This is a genomic window from Citrobacter europaeus (assembly GCF_037482245.1).
In the GTDB taxonomy this organism is placed as follows: domain Bacteria; phylum Pseudomonadota; class Gammaproteobacteria; order Enterobacterales; family Enterobacteriaceae; genus Citrobacter; species Citrobacter europaeus.
Window position 1 is genome coordinate 1114446 of record NZ_CP148084.1, and the last position, 14504, is coordinate 1128949.

At 53.2% G+C, this 14504-nt stretch carries 14 protein-coding genes and 5 tRNA genes; 12 read left to right on the plus strand and 7 right to left on the minus strand.

All coding sequences use genetic code 11. The annotated features are described in order from the left end of the window. The first annotated feature begins 40 nt into the window (after nucleotides 1-40). Nucleotides 41-1561, plus strand: coding sequence for a nitric oxide reductase transcriptional regulator NorR (gene norR / locus WHR59_RS05175; RefSeq protein ID WP_080626190.1), 1521 nt, complete (start codon nucleotides 41-43; stop codon nucleotides 1559-1561). Here the strand turns inward: norR and gutQ are convergent. The 7 genes from gutQ to srlA form a co-directional block, all read right to left on the minus strand. Next, entirely contained in the window at nucleotides 1558-2523 is a 966-nt protein-coding gene (gene gutQ, locus WHR59_RS05180; protein ID WP_038633059.1) for an arabinose-5-phosphate isomerase GutQ, read from the minus strand. The two genes, norR and gutQ, sit on opposite strands and share 4 nt — an antisense overlap. After that, on the minus strand, nucleotides 2516-3289 hold the full coding sequence (gene srlR / locus WHR59_RS05185) for a glucitol operon DNA-binding transcriptional repressor SrlR (protein WP_003037350.1): 774 nt from the start codon (nucleotides 3287-3289) through the stop codon (nucleotides 2516-2518). The genes gutQ and srlR overlap by 8 nt, the downstream gene beginning before the upstream one ends. A 70-nt stretch (nucleotides 3290-3359) precedes the next feature. Then, the gene (gene gutM, locus WHR59_RS05190) at nucleotides 3360-3719 is read right to left on the minus strand and encodes a transcriptional regulator GutM (RefSeq protein ID WP_043017330.1); all 360 of its coding nucleotides are present in this window, start codon (nucleotides 3717-3719) and stop codon (nucleotides 3360-3362) included. Between the two features lie 54 nt (nucleotides 3720-3773). Continuing rightward, complete coding sequence (gene srlD, locus WHR59_RS05195) at nucleotides 3774-4553, minus strand: sorbitol-6-phosphate dehydrogenase (protein ID WP_003037345.1); 780 nt, start codon at nucleotides 4551-4553, stop codon at nucleotides 3774-3776. Between the two features lie 17 nt (nucleotides 4554-4570). After that, the gene (gene srlB, locus WHR59_RS05200; RefSeq protein ID WP_043017328.1) at nucleotides 4571-4933 is read right to left on the minus strand and encodes a PTS glucitol/sorbitol transporter subunit IIA; all 363 of its coding nucleotides are present in this window, start codon (nucleotides 4931-4933) and stop codon (nucleotides 4571-4573) included. Between the two features lie 13 nt (nucleotides 4934-4946). Further along, nucleotides 4947-5918, minus strand: coding sequence for a PTS glucitol/sorbitol transporter subunit IIB (srlE, locus tag WHR59_RS05205; protein WP_075145739.1), 972 nt, complete (start codon nucleotides 5916-5918; stop codon nucleotides 4947-4949). Continuing rightward, nucleotides 5915-6478, minus strand: coding sequence for a PTS glucitol/sorbitol transporter subunit IIC (gene srlA, locus WHR59_RS05210; RefSeq protein WP_003825953.1), 564 nt, complete (start codon nucleotides 6476-6478; stop codon nucleotides 5915-5917). The genes srlE and srlA overlap by 4 nt, the downstream gene beginning before the upstream one ends. 264 nt (nucleotides 6479-6742) lie before the next feature. Here srlA and mltB point away from each other — a divergent pair, with 264 nt between their 5' ends. The 11 genes from mltB (at nucleotide 6743) to WHR59_RS05265 (ending at nucleotide 14387) form a co-directional block, all read left to right on the plus strand. Continuing rightward, a complete protein-coding gene (gene mltB / locus WHR59_RS05215; protein ID WP_032947148.1) occupies nucleotides 6743-7822 on the plus strand; it encodes a lytic murein transglycosylase B in 1080 nt (359 codons plus the stop codon). A 192-nt stretch (nucleotides 7823-8014) separates the two neighbouring features. Next, on the plus strand, nucleotides 8015-8512 hold the full coding sequence (gene pncC, locus WHR59_RS05220) for a nicotinamide-nucleotide amidase (RefSeq protein ID WP_047409230.1): 498 nt from the start codon (nucleotides 8015-8017) through the stop codon (nucleotides 8510-8512). A gap of 92 nt (nucleotides 8513-8604) precedes the next feature. Next, nucleotides 8605-9669, plus strand: coding sequence for a recombinase RecA (gene recA, locus WHR59_RS05225; protein WP_003037330.1), 1065 nt, complete (start codon nucleotides 8605-8607; stop codon nucleotides 9667-9669). An 86-nt stretch (nucleotides 9670-9755) separates the two neighbouring features. Next, nucleotides 9756-10256: a recombination regulator RecX gene (gene recX, locus WHR59_RS05230; protein ID WP_047409232.1), complete on the plus strand. Its 501-nt coding sequence runs from the start codon at nucleotides 9756-9758 to the stop codon at nucleotides 10254-10256. 128 nt (nucleotides 10257-10384) lie between these two features. Beyond that, nucleotides 10385-13012: an alanine--tRNA ligase gene (alaS, locus tag WHR59_RS05235; RefSeq protein ID WP_338843686.1), complete on the plus strand. Its 2628-nt coding sequence runs from the start codon at nucleotides 10385-10387 to the stop codon at nucleotides 13010-13012. A gap of 238 nt (nucleotides 13013-13250) precedes the next feature. Then, a complete protein-coding gene (gene csrA, locus WHR59_RS05240) occupies nucleotides 13251-13436 on the plus strand; it encodes a carbon storage regulator CsrA (RefSeq protein WP_000906486.1) in 186 nt (61 codons plus the stop codon). 336 nt (nucleotides 13437-13772) lie between these two features. Beyond that, nucleotides 13773-13865 (plus strand) — tRNA-Ser (locus WHR59_RS05245). Nucleotides 13866-13868: 3 nt separating this feature from the next. Then, a tRNA-Arg gene (locus WHR59_RS05250) sits at nucleotides 13869-13945 on the plus strand. A 91-nt stretch (nucleotides 13946-14036) separates the two neighbouring features. Continuing rightward, nucleotides 14037-14113 (plus strand) — tRNA-Arg (locus tag WHR59_RS05255). Between the two features lie 60 nt (nucleotides 14114-14173). Continuing rightward, nucleotides 14174-14250: transfer RNA gene (locus WHR59_RS05260), tRNA-Arg, on the plus strand. 60 nt (nucleotides 14251-14310) lie between these two features. Further along, nucleotides 14311-14387, plus strand: a tRNA-Arg gene (locus WHR59_RS05265). Nucleotides 14388-14504 lie beyond the last annotated feature (117 nt).

Consider the following 14504-nt stretch of genomic DNA (forward strand, 5'->3'; position numbering starts at 1 on the left):
ATATGACAATATGGATTGTCAAAATGACAATGAGGTAGTCATGAGCTTTTCCGTAGACGTGCTGGCGGGCATCGCCATTGAATTACAAAGCGGTATTGGACATCAGGACCGTTTTCAACGCCTGATAACCACCTTGCGCCAGGTGCTGGAGTGCGACGCGTCGGCATTGCTGCGCTATGAGTCCCGACAGTTTATTCCGCTGGCGATCGATGGGCTGGCGCAGGATGTTCTCGGCAGACGCTTTACCCTGGAGGGGCATCCGCGTCTGGAGGCGATTGCCCGCGCCGGGGACGTGGTTCGTTTCCCTGCCGACAGCGATTTGCCAGACCCTTACGATGGGCTGATTCCGGGGCAGGAAAGCCTGAAGGTACACGCCTGCATTGGCTTACCGCTGTTCGCCGGTCAAAATCTGATTGGCGCGTTAACCCTGGATGGCATGGAGCCCGATCAGTTCGATGTTTTCAGCGATGAAGAGCTTAGACTGATTGCCGCGCTGGCGGCGGGCGCGCTGAGCAATGCGCTGCTGATTGAACAACTGGAAAGCCAGAATATGCTGCCAGGCCCATCGACGGCTTTCGAGCAGGTGACTGAAACGCAGATGATTGGCCTGTCGCCCAATATGATGCAGCTGAAAAAAGAGATTGAGATTGTGGCAGGGTCCGATCTCAACGTACTGATTAGCGGCGAAACGGGGACCGGGAAGGAGCTGGTGGCTAAAGCTATCCATGAAGGTTCGCCGCGCGCGGTAAACCCGCTGGTGTATCTGAACTGCGCGGCGTTGCCGGAAACCGTAGCCGAAAGTGAGCTGTTTGGGCACGTAAAAGGCGCGTTTACCGGGGCTATCAGCAATCGTAGCGGTAAGTTTGAAATGGCCGACAATGGGACGCTGTTTCTTGATGAGATTGGCGAACTCTCGTTAGCACTACAGGCTAAGCTGCTGCGCGTATTGCAGTACGGTGATATTCAGCGTGTGGGTGACGATCGCAGTCTGCGCGTGGATGTGCGGGTGCTGGCGGCGACGAACCGTGATTTACGCGAAGAGGTGCTGGCCGGAAATTTCCGTGCGGATCTGTTCCACCGTCTGAGCGTCTTTCCCCTTTCCGTACCGCCTCTTCGCGAACGCGGCGAAGATGTGGTGCTGCTGGCCGGCTATTTTTGCGAGCAATGTCGGCTGCGGCTGGGGCTTTCCCGCGTAGTGTTAAGCCCAGGCGCGCGTAGCCATCTGCTGAATTATGGCTGGCCTGGAAACGTGCGCGAGCTGGAACATGCCATTCACCGGGCGGTGGTTCTGGCAAGGGCGACCAGGGCAGGGGATGAAGTGGTACTGGAGGCGCAGCATTTTGCCCTGCTGGATGAAGGTCCGGCTCCGCAGGCGGCAGAAGTTGTTGCGGAGATCCCACAGCATCACAGCCTGCGTGAGGCAACAGAGTCTTTCCAGCGGGAAATGATCCGTCGGGCACTGGCGCAAAATAACCATAGTTGGGCGGCAAGTGCGCGAGCGCTGGAAACAGACGTCGCCAACCTGCACCGGCTGGCGAAACGTCTGGGGCTGAAGGATTAGATAATACCGGCCTGATAGAAATCCTGCAGGTTGATAGCACCGGTGAGTTTACCGTTTTCATCTACCACCGGTGCGGCAGTGATTTTGCGCTTCATCAGGATCTCTTTGGCATCAATCGCGCGGCTCTGCGCCTGCAGCGTAATGCCATTATGGGTCATTGCTTCGCTAACCTGAGTGGTGAGCGCTCCGCCGCCAACCAGCCAGCGGCGCAGGTCGCCGTCGGTAAAGACCCCTTTCACTAGTGACGCGTCGTCGCAGACCGCCACCAGGCCAAGACCCGTGCGGCTGAGTTCCAGCATCGCGTCCATGACGCTGGTGGTAAGCGTCACCTGCGGAATGGCATCGTCACGGCGCATCAGATGATGCACTTTATTTAACAGACGAGCGCCCAGCGCACCTGCCGGATGCGAGCGGGCAAAATCTTCCTCGTTAAAGCCGCGCGCCTGCATTACGGCGATTGCCAGTGCGTCACCCATCATTAAAGTGTTCACGGTGCTGGACGTTGGTGCCAGACGCATCGGACAGGCTTCGCGCTCAACGGAAATATCCAGCACGGCTTTGGCGGCCAGACCCAGCGGTGAGGTCGGTTTTCCGGTCATTGCCAGCAGGGCGACGGATTTGTCTTCCAGGCGTGGGATGATGAGATCCAGCTCTTTTGCGCCGCCAGAGTAGGAGATAAATAGCATGACATCGCGGCTTTCAATCATCCCTAAGTCACCGTGCAGCGCTTCCGCCGGATGCACAAAAAAGGCGGGCGTGCCGGTACTGGCGAGGGTCGCTGCGATTTTTTTGCCAATATGGCCGGATTTTCCAATCCCGGAGACGATCACTTTGCCTTCGCAGTGGATGATAGTATTGGCGGCACGGACAAAATCATCGCCCAGCCGCTCAGGCAGTCGGCTGGCTTCCTGTAGTTCCAGCATTAACGTCTGGCGGCCCGCGTTCAGTAGTGCATCACTCATTGGTTTCTCCGGTTATGATTACTTCAATCCCTTTTGCTTCCAGCGCCTGACGAAACGCAGGGTCGATACCCGCATCGGTAATCAGCTTGTCGACGCTTTCCAGACTGCACACAACATTGGGGCTTTTGCGCCCGAATTTTGACGAGTCAGCCATCAGAATCACTTCACGAGCAGCATTACACATCGCTTTACTGACGCTAAACACCTCATTAAAGGTGGTCACGCCGGCATTGAGGTCAATGCCGTCGGTTCCCATGAAGAGTTTATCAAAGCTGAACTGCTCAAAGGCGTTTTCTGCCAGCTGACCGTGAAATGACGCAGATTTTTTGCGAAAGGTCCCGCCGGGCATCAGGATGGTTTGCTCGTTGTCCAGCTCCGAAAGGGCGTTAACAATGTGCAGACTGTTGGTCATGACGGTGATGTTGCTAAAGCGTGTGAGCATCGGCACCATCTGCAATACGGTGCTACCCGCATCCAGAATAATAGAGTCGCCATCGTGTATAAAACGGACGGCGGCTTCGGCAATCTGCTCTTTTTTATGCGTATTGATTAGCGTTTTATGATCGATTGGCGGGTCGGATTCGTCTTTATTTAATACTACGCCGCCATAGGTACGAATGACGGTTCCGGCATTTTCCAGAATGACCAGGTCTTTGCGAATGGTCGTGCCGGTCGTGTCAAAGTAGTGGGCCAGTTCTTCAACCGAGCATTTTCCCTGCTTTTGCAGATGCTCCAGTATGGCAGCCTGACGCTGACGAGGTTTCATAGGCGTGATTACCCTGACTTAATAGGTTGCAAAATGATAATTTCGCAAGCTATTAGCATTCACAACGAAATTACCCATGTTTCAGTTTAAGCGCCAATGATAGTGCATTCTGCGCTAACGGATCATGGGGAAAGATCACATCAGGCTGTAAATCATCAAGATGTTTGCCCATTATTGTGGCAATTTTGCCGGGTCTGGCGAATACCGTAAGACCTTTCATAAACAACGTATCGGTAACCCGTTGCCGCTCATCCAGCGCGATGGCGACCACCACGCGTGGTTTAAACCGTCCGCCGGAACGACCGACGCCAACCCGACCCCGTTGGCAGAGTTTATCAAACGCCCGGTTAAAGCGGGATATTTGCCAGCCGCCAAGCGCCAGTTGCAAACACCAGGCGATAGCGGCGACGGTAATCAGTGCGGAAACCATATGTACTCCTTTGATTTTGCCGGATAAGCGCAGTCGCCATCCGGCAATTCAACATTAAAACATCACCTGACCGCCGGTGACGTTGATGGACTGCCCTGTGCAGTAAGAGGCTTTCGGGCTGGCGTAAAACAGCAGCATATTCAACACGTCCTGATAATCGCAGCCGCGCTTGAGCGGAACCTTATCAATGTAATACTGCTCAACTTCGTCTGGCTTAAGGCCAAGCTTGGTCGCATATTGCGGCAATAACGACTGAAACATCGGTGATTTCAGCAGATTACCGAGCATCAACGAATGCACGGTAATCCCGTATTCCGCCAGATCCAGCGCCAGCGACTGGGTTAGGCCCACGCCGCCAAATTTTGCCGCGCTATAACCTGAGTTGTGTTTACTGCCCACTTTCCCTGATTTGGAGTTGATCTGGATAATGCGCCCCTGAACGCCATCGCGGATCATCAGGCGTGAGAATTCACGTGCGCAGAGGAAGTAGCCAACCAGATTCACTTGCAGCGAGCGGTCGAAATCCCCAAGCTGAAAGTCGCTGATAAACGCGGCTTTAGCGATACCCGCGCTGTAAACCAGCAGATCGACGCGGCCAAATATTTCATCCACTCCGCGCGATAACGCCAGCACGCTCTGCTCGCTGGTGGCATCTGCGCCAAAACCGTAGGCGGTGCCTTCGCCAAACTCGGCGTTAATTTCCTGCGCGACGTTGGCGGCTTTATCGCTTTGAATATCCACTACCGCGACGCGGTATCCTTCTGTCGCAAGCCCACGGCAAAGGAATGCCCCCAGGGTCTGGCCTCCACCAATGACAACGGCAACCTGATTCATCTTTATCTCCTTCAATCTTAAGCAACAAACTTCAAAATACAGCCCGGCGCTATACCGTCTGGTACAGGACCCGCAACGTGTACGGTGCCAGGGAATTCCGCTTCACTCAGTCCGTCAAAACGCAGGGTGATATGGCCTAGTTCACGTAAGTTTTGTTCCGCCACGCTGCCAACGGCCGTGACCGGGTAGTGATGCTGACCCAGCACAAATTGGATCCCTGCTTGCAATGAGCCGCTTAGTTCTCCGTGGCAATGGATGAAGCAAAACTCCTCGATATCCGCAGGGGCACCTTCACGAAAGGTAATCAGCATCTGGTCGCAGAGCGCATCCGGGGCACTCTGTCCGATGCGGGTGATGGTGGTTTGATAAATCACGGTCATTTTTGAGTGCCTCTTATTGGTAAATAAAGCCGGAAACAAACCAGGCGATGAGAACGGTAGGCGCGCCGGTCAGAAAACGGCTCACCAGAACAGATGGCACGCCGACGCGGACCGTGTCCTGACGCGCTTCGGCCAGCGACAACCCGACAGGAATAAAATCGCATGCAGCCTGGGCGTTAATGGCGAACAGGGCAGGTAGCGCCAGATGTGGAGGGATGTTCCCCAAACCAATCTGTACGCCGATCAGAACGCCGATAACCTGGGCGATAACCGCGCCGGGGCCGAGAAAAGGTGACAGCAGCGGGAAAGAACAGATCAGCGCCAGAGTGACCAGTCCCAGCGGATGGCTGGCCAGTGGTGCGAGTCCATGGGCAATCCAGTCCCCCAGACCAGAAGCCATGATGATGCCGATCAGCGCCGAGACGAACGCCATAAATGGCAGAATGGTTTTCAGAACGGTATCGATAGTGTCGCGTCCGGCCTGAAACAGAACCGCAACTGCTGAACCCATTCCCATCCCAACTTTTGCCAGCAGACCGTCGCTTTGTTCCGTAATTTTCTTGCTGGCGTCGTACTCGCGACCAATCGTGCTGCTTGCAGGCGTTGTCGCAGCGGATGCTTCACCGACAATGGTAATATTTTCTTCTTTTACGCCAGAGACATAGATGTCTTCGATAATGTACTGGGCCAGTGGGCCTGATTTACCTGTAGCGTGAATATTCACCGTCGGTATACGACGTTTGGGATAGATCCCGCAGCGCAGCGTGCCGCCGCAGTCGATGATCGCCACGCCAATTTCGTTTTCCGGCGGCTCGCCTTCTTTGAAGCCATCAACGGCCTGCCAACCGGTCAGACTTGCTATCCTGTCGACTATTGCGGGGCGAGTCCCGGCGGTGATATAGACAATTTTCTTGCCCGGTTCGGCATCCAGTTCAAGCGGGCCGCCCCAGCCGCCGGTGCCTTTTTCAATACGAATACGCGTCATGATGTTGCTCCCGCCAGATGCACTTTCTGCTCAAGTTGAATGCCCATTTTTTTCTCAAAGATGGCGGTGGTGAAATCAGTCACCCAGCCGCGGAAGAAGTTGGTCACCAGACCGACCAGCAAATAGCTCACCGCTAGCGGGCCGAGCGGAAGACCCAGCGTGGTCAGTCCGCTGGCGATCCCCAGATAGACGAACAGTTCACCAGGGTTGATGTGTGGGAATAAGCCGTTCATGGAATGGCAACTGTATGAGGCGGCGGCGTAGTAGCTGGGCTTGTACTTTTCTGGCATAAAGCGGCCCAGGCTCAGCGTCATTGGGTTACAAAACACAAATGTGCCGATGCACGGCAGCAGCAGATAGCGGGACAGCGGGTTTCCGGCGCAGCGCTGGGCAAAACGTTCAATGCGCTGCTGACCGATAAAGTTAATTAGCGCATTCATGATGACCAGCAGACTGATCAGCAGGGGCAGAATACCGGTTACCATGCCGGTAAAGACCTCTCCGCCTTTCTGGAACAACCCGATAAACCACTCAGCACCGAGTGTGATGGTGTCGATCATTATTCTCTCCTGTAGGGTTTTTAGTTATCTTGCCAAACGGTAACTAATTTTAATCAGATCGAAAGATTTAAAAGTGTTATTTTGATCTCAAAATGAAAGATAAATATTTTAATTTGAAAGATTGTGCGTAAGGGATCGCAAATGTGCCGGTCGGGGGGGCAAGAGGGGGGAAATTCTGTGAAGGAGAGTGACTACTACTTCCTTGTATGGAGGAGGATGCTTTACCATACTTCTCCCAGGCTGAATTTGTTTAATGGATGTCTCATGTTCAAGCGTCGTTATGTAGCGTTACTTCCCCTTTTCGTATTGCTTGCTGCTTGTAGCAGCAAACCTAAACCTTCAGAGACTCAAACGACTACGGGTACGCCTTCCGGCGGTTTCCTGCTTGAGCCACAGCATAATGTCATGCAAACGGGCGGCGATTTTGCCAATAATCCGAACGCGCAGCAGTTCATCGAGAAAATGGTGAACAAGCACGGCTTTGACCGCCAGCAGTTGCAAGAGATCCTGTCGCAGGCCAAGCGTCTGGACTCGGTATTGCGATTGATGGACCGCCAGGCACCGACGACTCAACCGCCAGCCGGGCCTAACGGCGCATGGTTGCGGTATCGTAAACAGTTCATCACGCCGGATAATGTGCAAAACGGCGTGGCCTTCTGGAACCAATATGAAGATGCCCTTAACCGTGCCTGGCAGGTCTATGGGGTACCGCCGGAAATTATCGTTGGCATTATTGGCGTAGAGACTCGCTGGGGCCGCGTGATGGGTAAAACGCGGATTCTGGATGCGTTGGCGACGTTGTCGTTTAACTATCCTCGTCGTGCAGAATATTTCTCTGGTGAACTGGAAACCTTCCTGCTGATGGCGCGAGATGAAAGCGACGATCCGCTTGATTTGAAAGGTTCTTTCGCAGGGGCGATGGGCTATGGCCAGTTTATGCCATCTTCCTATAAACAATATGCCGTTGATTTTAATGGCGATGGCCACATTAACCTGTGGGATCCGGTTGATGCTATCGGTAGCGTGGCAAACTATTTCAAAGGTCACGGCTGGGTGAAAGGCGATACGGTTGCGGTTCCGGCCAATGGTCAGGCGCCTGGGCTAGCGAACGGCTTTAAAACCCAGTACAGCATATCTCAGCTTGCCGCCGCGGGCCTGACGCCGCAGCAGTCGTTGGGGAATCATCAGCAGGCCAGCCTGCTGCGCCTGGATATCGGTACTGGTTATCAGTACTGGTATGGACTGCCGAACTTCTACACCATCACCCGCTACAATCACAGTACCCACTACGCGATGGCCGTGTGGCAATTGGGTCAGGCTGTCGCACTGGCGCGCGTGCAGTAATCGCTCCACCGGCCTACCGGAAGATATCTCTTGTAGGCCGGATAAGATGCTCTGGTATCGCCATCCGGCAGGTCTTATTTATGCCACGGAGCAATTTTTGGAATCCTCCTCGTAAATCGTTCTCTCCATCCCCACATTGGTTATGAAAGTGCTATCTTGTCCGGCATATTTTTTTAACTGACAGAGGCTGAAATGACTGACAGTGAACTGATGCAGTTAAGCGAGAAGGTTGGCCTGGCGCTGAAGGCGCGCGGTGCAACCGTAACAACGGCGGAATCCTGCACCGGCGGCTGGGTAGCCAAAGTGATTACGGATATTGCCGGCAGCTCCGCCTGGTTTGAGCGTGGGTTTGTAACCTACAGCAATGAAGCTAAAGCGCAGATGATTGGCGTGCGCGAAGAGACGCTGGCCCAGCATGGCGCGGTGAGCGAGCCTGTCGTGGTGGAGATGGCGATTGGCGCGCTAAAAGCCGCCCGCGCGCATTTCGCTGTTTCGATAAGCGGTATTGCGGGGCCAGATGGTGGCAGTGAAGAAAAGCCTGTGGGGACGGTATGGTTCGCTTTTGCCAGCGTGAGCGGCGAGGGGATTACCCGCCGGGAATGCTTCAGCGGCGATCGCGACGCGGTACGTCGACAGGCGACCGTCTACGCGTTACAAACCCTGTGGCAACAATTTCTACAAAATACTTGATACTGTATGAGCATACAGTATAATTGCCTCAACAGAACATTATCTATCACGTTTCGCGGTTTAACCCGAAAGCGGCATGACAGGAGTAATTAATGGCTATCGACGAAAACAAACAGAAAGCGTTGGCGGCAGCGCTGGGTCAGATCGAAAAGCAATTCGGTAAAGGCTCCATCATGCGCCTGGGTGAAGACCGTTCCATGGATGTGGAAACCATCTCCACCGGTTCGCTTTCTCTGGATATCGCACTGGGCGCGGGCGGTCTGCCAATGGGCCGTATCGTCGAAATCTACGGGCCTGAATCCTCCGGTAAAACGACGCTGACCCTGCAGGTTATTGCCGCCGCACAGCGCGAAGGTAAAACCTGTGCGTTCATCGATGCGGAACATGCGCTGGATCCTGTCTATGCGCGCAAACTTGGCGTTGATATCGACAACCTGCTGTGTTCTCAGCCGGATACCGGTGAGCAAGCGCTGGAAATCTGTGATGCGCTGGCGCGCTCCGGCGCGGTTGACGTTATCGTTGTCGACTCTGTTGCCGCATTGACGCCGAAGGCAGAAATCGAAGGCGAGATTGGTGACTCTCACATGGGCCTTGCGGCACGTATGATGAGCCAGGCAATGCGTAAGCTGGCCGGTAACCTGAAGCAGTCCAACACGCTGCTGATTTTCATCAACCAGATCCGTATGAAGATTGGCGTGATGTTCGGTAACCCGGAAACCACCACCGGTGGTAACGCCCTTAAGTTCTATGCTTCTGTCCGCCTGGATATCCGTCGTATTGGCGCGGTGAAAGAAGGCGACAACGTGGTTGGTAGCGAAACCCGTGTTAAGGTCGTGAAAAACAAAATTGCAGCGCCGTTCAAACAGGCTGAATTCCAGATTCTTTACGGTGAAGGTATTAACTTCTACGGCGAACTGGTTGACCTGGGCGTGAAAGAGAAGCTGATTGAAAAAGCGGGTGCATGGTACAGCTACAACGGTGAGAAAATCGGTCAGGGTAAAGCGAATGCGACCAACTGGCTGAAAGAAAACCCGGCAACTGCGAAAGAAATTGAGAAGAAGTTACGTGAGTTACTGCTCAACAACCAGGATTCAACGCCTGATTTCTCCGTTGATGACAGCGGTGAAGACGTAAAAGAAACGAACGAAGATTTCTGATAATCTGTTTTGAATCGCATGTTTTGAATCGCATATAGTAAAGGGCTGCATATCATGCAGCCCTTTTTCATTTCTGAAGGCTCACTATGACAGAAGCAACTTCTCGCCGTTCGGCTTATTCACGACTTCTTGACCGCGCCGTACGTATTCTGGCAATGCGCGATCACAGCGAGCAGGAACTGCGGCGCAAGCTGGCCGCTCCAGTGATGGGGAAAAATGGACCGGAAGACATTGATGCTACGCCAGAGGATTACGACAAGGTCATCGCCTGGTGTATTGAAAGTCGTTATCTGGATGATGATCGCTTCGTTCAGCAGTTTATCGCCAGCCGTAGCCGTAAGGGCTATGGACCCGCGCGTGTACGTCAGGAACTAAACCAAAAGGGGATCACGCGTGAGGCTATCGAGCGGGCCATGCGCGAATGCGAAATTGACTGGGCAGTTCTTGCGCGCGATCAGGCCATTCGGAAATACGGAGAACCTTTACCTGTAGATTTTTCAGATAAGGTAAAGGTCCAGCGCTTTTTGCTCTATCGTGGCTATCTGATGGAAGATATTCAGGCAATATGGCGAAATTTTGACGATTGAGCGCATACGGGATTTTACTTCCCAGTAAAGAAAACTTATCTTATTCCCACTTTTCGATTGCCAGAGGCGCAGTTTACGTGCCGATGCTGGTAATGACATTTCGTTAGCTTGATTTCTTCAGGATAATTATGAGCAAGAGCACCGCTGAGATCCGTCAGGCGTTTCTCGATTTTTTCCATAGTAAAGGACATCAGGTAGTTGCCAGCAGCTCCCTGGTACCGAACAATGACCCTACTTTGTTGTTTACCAACGCCGGGATGAACCAGTTCAAGGATGTTTTCCTTGGCCTCGACAAGCGTAATTATTCCCGCGCAACCACCTCGCAGCGTTGCGTACGTGCGGGCGGTAAGCACAACGACCTGGAAAACGTCGGTTACACTGCACGTCACCACACTTTCTTCGAAATGCTGGGCAACTTCAGCTTCGGCGATTACTTCAAACACGACGCCATTCAATACGCGTGGGAGCTGTTGACCGGTGAAAACTGGTTTGCCCTGCCAAAAGAGCGTCTGTGGGTCACCGTCTATGAAACTGACGATGAAGCTTATGAAATCTGGGAGAAAGAAGTCGGTATTCCACGCGAACGTATCATCCGCATCGGTGATAACAAAGGCGCGGCTTATGCTTCCGACAACTTCTGGCAGATGGGTGATACCGGTCCTTGCGGCCCGTGCACCGAAATTTTCTACGACCATGGCGACCATATTTGGGGTGGCCCTCCGGGAAGCGCAGAAGAAGATGGCGATCGCTACATTGAGATCTGGAACATCGTCTTCATGCAGTTCAACCGTCAGGCTGACGGCACCATGGAACCGCTGCCGAAACCGTCCGTGGATACCGGTATGGGCCTGGAGCGTATTGCGGCAGTGCTGCAACACGTTAACTCCAACTATGAAATCGACCTGTTCCGCTCACTGATCGAATCCGTGGCAAAAGTTACTGGCGCGACCGATTTGAGCAACAAGTCGCTGCGCGTTATCGCCGACCATATCCGTTCCTGCGCATTCCTGATTGCCGATGGCGTTGTTCCGTCGAATGAAAACCGTGGCTATGTGCTGCGCCGTATCATTCGTCGCGCGGTACGTCATGGCAATATGCTGGGCGCGAAGGATACCTTCTTCTACAAGCTGGTTGGTCCGCTGGTGGAAGTCATGGGCTCAGCAGGTGAAGAACTGAAGCGTCAGCAGGCTATGGTTGAGCAGGTTCTGAAAACCGAAGAAGAGCAGTTTGCACGTACTCTGGAGCGTGGTCTGGCGCTGCTGGATGAAGAACTGGCAAAACTGTCCGGCGATACGCTGGATGGCGAAACCGCATTCCGTCTGTATGACACCTACGGTTTCCCGGTTGACCTGACGGCAGACGTTTGCCGCGAGCGCAACATTAAGGTTGATGAAGCCGGTTTTGAAGCTGCAATGGAAGAACAGCGCCGTCGTGCGCGTGAAGCCAGCGGCTTCGGCGCAGACTACAATGCGATGATTCGCGTTGATGGCGCCTCTGAATTTAAAGGCTACGAACACCTGGAACTGAACGGCAAAGTGACCGCGCTGTTTGTTGATGGTAAAGCAGTAGACGCAATTAACGCAGGTCAGGACGCAGTTGTCGTTCTGGATCAGACGCCGTTCTATGCGGAATCTGGCGGTCAGGTTGGCGACAAGGGTGAACTGAAAGGCGCGGGCTTTAGCTTTGCGGTCAGCGACACGCAGAAATATGGCCAGGCCATTGGTCACATCGGCAAGCTGTCTACGGGTTCTCTGAAAATTGGCGATGCAGTACAGGCCGATGTTGATGATGCACGTCGTGCGCGTATTCGCCTGAACCACTCCGCAACGCACCTGATGCACGCGGCGCTGCGCCAGGTACTCGGTACGCATGTAGCGCAGAAAGGCTCGTTGGTTAACGATAAAGTGCTGCGCTTCGACTTCTCTCATACCGAAGCTATGAAGCCTGATGAAATCCGTGCCGTTGAAGATCTGGTGAATGCGCAAATTCGTCGCAACCTGCCGATTGAAACGAACATCATGGATCTCGAAGCGGCGAAAGCCAAAGGCGCAATGGCACTGTTTGGTGAGAAATATGACGATCACGTGCGTGTTCTGAGCATGGGGGATTTCTCTACCGAACTGTGTGGCGGTACTCACGCCAGCCATACGGGGGATATCGGTCTGTTCCGCATAGTGTCCGAGTCAGGCACCGCGGCGGGCGTTCGTCGTATCGAAGCCGTAACCGGTGAAGGCGCTATCCAAACCGTGCATGCTGAGAGCGATCGCTTAAGCGATATTGCGCAGCTGCTGAAAGGCGATAGCCAGAATATCGGTGACAAAGTTCGTTCCGTACTGGAGCGTACGCGTCAACTTGAAAAAGAATTGCAGCAATTGAAGGAACAGGCTGCGGCGCAGGAGAGTGCAAATCTTTCCAGCAAAGCAGTTGATATCAACGGCGTGAAGCTGCTGGTCAGCGAACTCGCGGACGTTGAGCCGAAAATGTTGCGTACCATGGTTGATGATCTGAAAAATCAACTGGGGTCTACCGTTATCGTTCTGGCAACGGTAGTGGAAGGTAAGGTTTCTCTGATTGCGGGTGTGTCTAAGGACGTGACAGATCGCGTGAAAGCAGGGGAACTGGTTGGCATGGTCGCTCAGCAGGTAGGCGGTAAGGGTGGCGGTCGTCCGGACATGGCGCAAGCCGGTGGTACGGATGCAGCGGCTCTGCCTGCAGCGTTAGCCAGTGTGAAAGGCTGGGTCAGCGCAAAACTGTAATAATTATAAGCGTAAGCCGACGCTGCGGACTTCAGTCCGCAGCGGTTGGATCAACGCTATCGACAACGATAAAGTCAGGTTGAAGTTGTGTATATCGGCTAAACTTAGGTTTAACAGAATGTGATGCCGTGACTGCTTACACTTAGGTGTTTGTCATCGCTTACTTTTTGGCGTTATATGATGGATAATGCCGGGATACAGAGAGACCCGACTCTTTTAATCTTTCAAGGAGCAAAGAATGCTGATTCTGACTCGTCGAGTTGGTGAGACCCTCATGATAGGCGATGAGGTCACCGTGACAGTTTTAGGGGTGAAGGGCAACCAGGTGCGCATTGGCGTAAACGCCCCGAAAGAAGTTTCTGTCCATCGTGAAGAGATCTACCAGCGTATCCAGGCTGAAAAATCCCAGCAGTCCAGTTACTAAGGTTTTCGCGTCTCACCTTTCTGGTGAGGCGCAACCTGATTGAATAGTCCTTTTTCTTCTCTTTTCTATTTTGTCTTCCCCATTTTTTCGATTCCACTGCGCGTATTGCCTTTTCCTGCGACGTTTCCGTTTGTTCACTGCTTCAGGAAATTGCCAATTTATCTGTTGATAAAACACTCTTTTTGCCGTTTTTGCAGACTAATTGCGCGTGAAATGTGCAAACGATAAAAGCTCTGGAAAAATTGTTTGACTTATAAGTCCCAGAAAGTAATATGTGCGCCACGCAGCGACGATGAGCAGAAACAAGTTCTTCGAAGCACTCGCAAGAGGCGTGTTGGTGAGGTGGCCGAGAGGCTGAAGGCGCTCCCCTGCTAAGGGAGTATGCGGTCAAAAGCTGCATCCGGGGTTCGAATCCCCGCCTCACCGCCATTTGCATCCGTAGCTCAGCTGGATAGAGTACTCGGCTACGAACCGAGCGGTCGGAGGTTCGAATCCTCCCGGATGCACCATCTTCTCTGCAATAGCGCATTAGCGTTGTTACAGAAAATCGATATCACTTTAGCAGCGATATCAAATCTGCAGTAAGTAAGTTTCCCTGATGCATCCGTAGCTCAGCTGGATAGAGTACTCGGCTACGAACCGAGCGGTCGGAGGTTCGAATCCTCCCGGATGCACCATCTCTTACTTGATATCGTTTATTGCGGTATCAATATCGGCAGTAAAGCAAGTTTCCCGATGCATCCGTAGCTCAGCTGGATAGAGTACTCGGCTACGAACCGAGCGGTCGGAGGTTCGAATCCTCCCGGATGCACCATCTCTTACTTGATATCGTTTATTGCGGTATCAATATCGGCAGTAAAGCAAGTTTCCCGATGCATCCGTAGCTCAGCTGGATAGAGTACTCGGCTACGAACCGAGCGGTCGGAGGTTCGAATCCTCCCGGATGCACCATCTTCTCCGAGATAACAGCGAAACTGTTTTTTCATGGTCTGTGAGATAATCGCGAGTACCAGGGAGGATAACGTTGCTTCAGCAACGGCCCGCAGGGCGAACACTAGTGAGTAATCC

Excerpts from the sequence above, each read along its gene's own strand:
- norR (WP_080626190.1), top strand. The coding sequence starts at position 41 with ATGAGCTTTTCCGTAGACGTGCTGGCGGGCATCGCCATTGAATTACAA.
- gutQ (WP_038633059.1), bottom strand. The coding sequence starts at position 2,523 with ATGAGTGATGCACTACTGAACGCGGGCCGCCAGACGTTAATGCTGGAA.
- srlR (WP_003037350.1), bottom strand. The coding sequence starts at position 3,289 with ATGAAACCTCGTCAGCGTCAGGCTGCCATACTGGAGCATCTGCAAAAG.
- gutM (WP_043017330.1), bottom strand. The coding sequence starts at position 3,719 with ATGGTTTCCGCACTGATTACCGTCGCCGCTATCGCCTGGTGTTTGCAA.
- srlD (WP_003037345.1), bottom strand. The coding sequence starts at position 4,553 with ATGAATCAGGTTGCCGTTGTCATTGGTGGAGGCCAGACCCTGGGGGCA.
- srlB (WP_043017328.1), bottom strand. The coding sequence starts at position 4,933 with ATGACCGTGATTTATCAAACCACCATCACCCGCATCGGACAGAGTGCC.
- srlE (WP_075145739.1), bottom strand. The coding sequence starts at position 5,918 with ATGACGCGTATTCGTATTGAAAAAGGCACCGGCGGCTGGGGCGGCCCG.
- srlA (WP_003825953.1), bottom strand. The coding sequence starts at position 6,478 with ATGATCGACACCATCACACTCGGTGCTGAGTGGTTTATCGGGTTGTTC.
- mltB (WP_032947148.1), top strand. The coding sequence starts at position 6,743 with ATGTTCAAGCGTCGTTATGTAGCGTTACTTCCCCTTTTCGTATTGCTT.
- pncC (WP_047409230.1), top strand. The coding sequence starts at position 8,015 with ATGACTGACAGTGAACTGATGCAGTTAAGCGAGAAGGTTGGCCTGGCG.
- recA (WP_003037330.1), top strand. The coding sequence starts at position 8,605 with ATGGCTATCGACGAAAACAAACAGAAAGCGTTGGCGGCAGCGCTGGGT.
- recX (WP_047409232.1), top strand. The coding sequence starts at position 9,756 with ATGACAGAAGCAACTTCTCGCCGTTCGGCTTATTCACGACTTCTTGAC.
- alaS (WP_338843686.1), top strand. The coding sequence starts at position 10,385 with ATGAGCAAGAGCACCGCTGAGATCCGTCAGGCGTTTCTCGATTTTTTC.
- csrA (WP_000906486.1), top strand. The coding sequence starts at position 13,251 with ATGCTGATTCTGACTCGTCGAGTTGGTGAGACCCTCATGATAGGCGAT.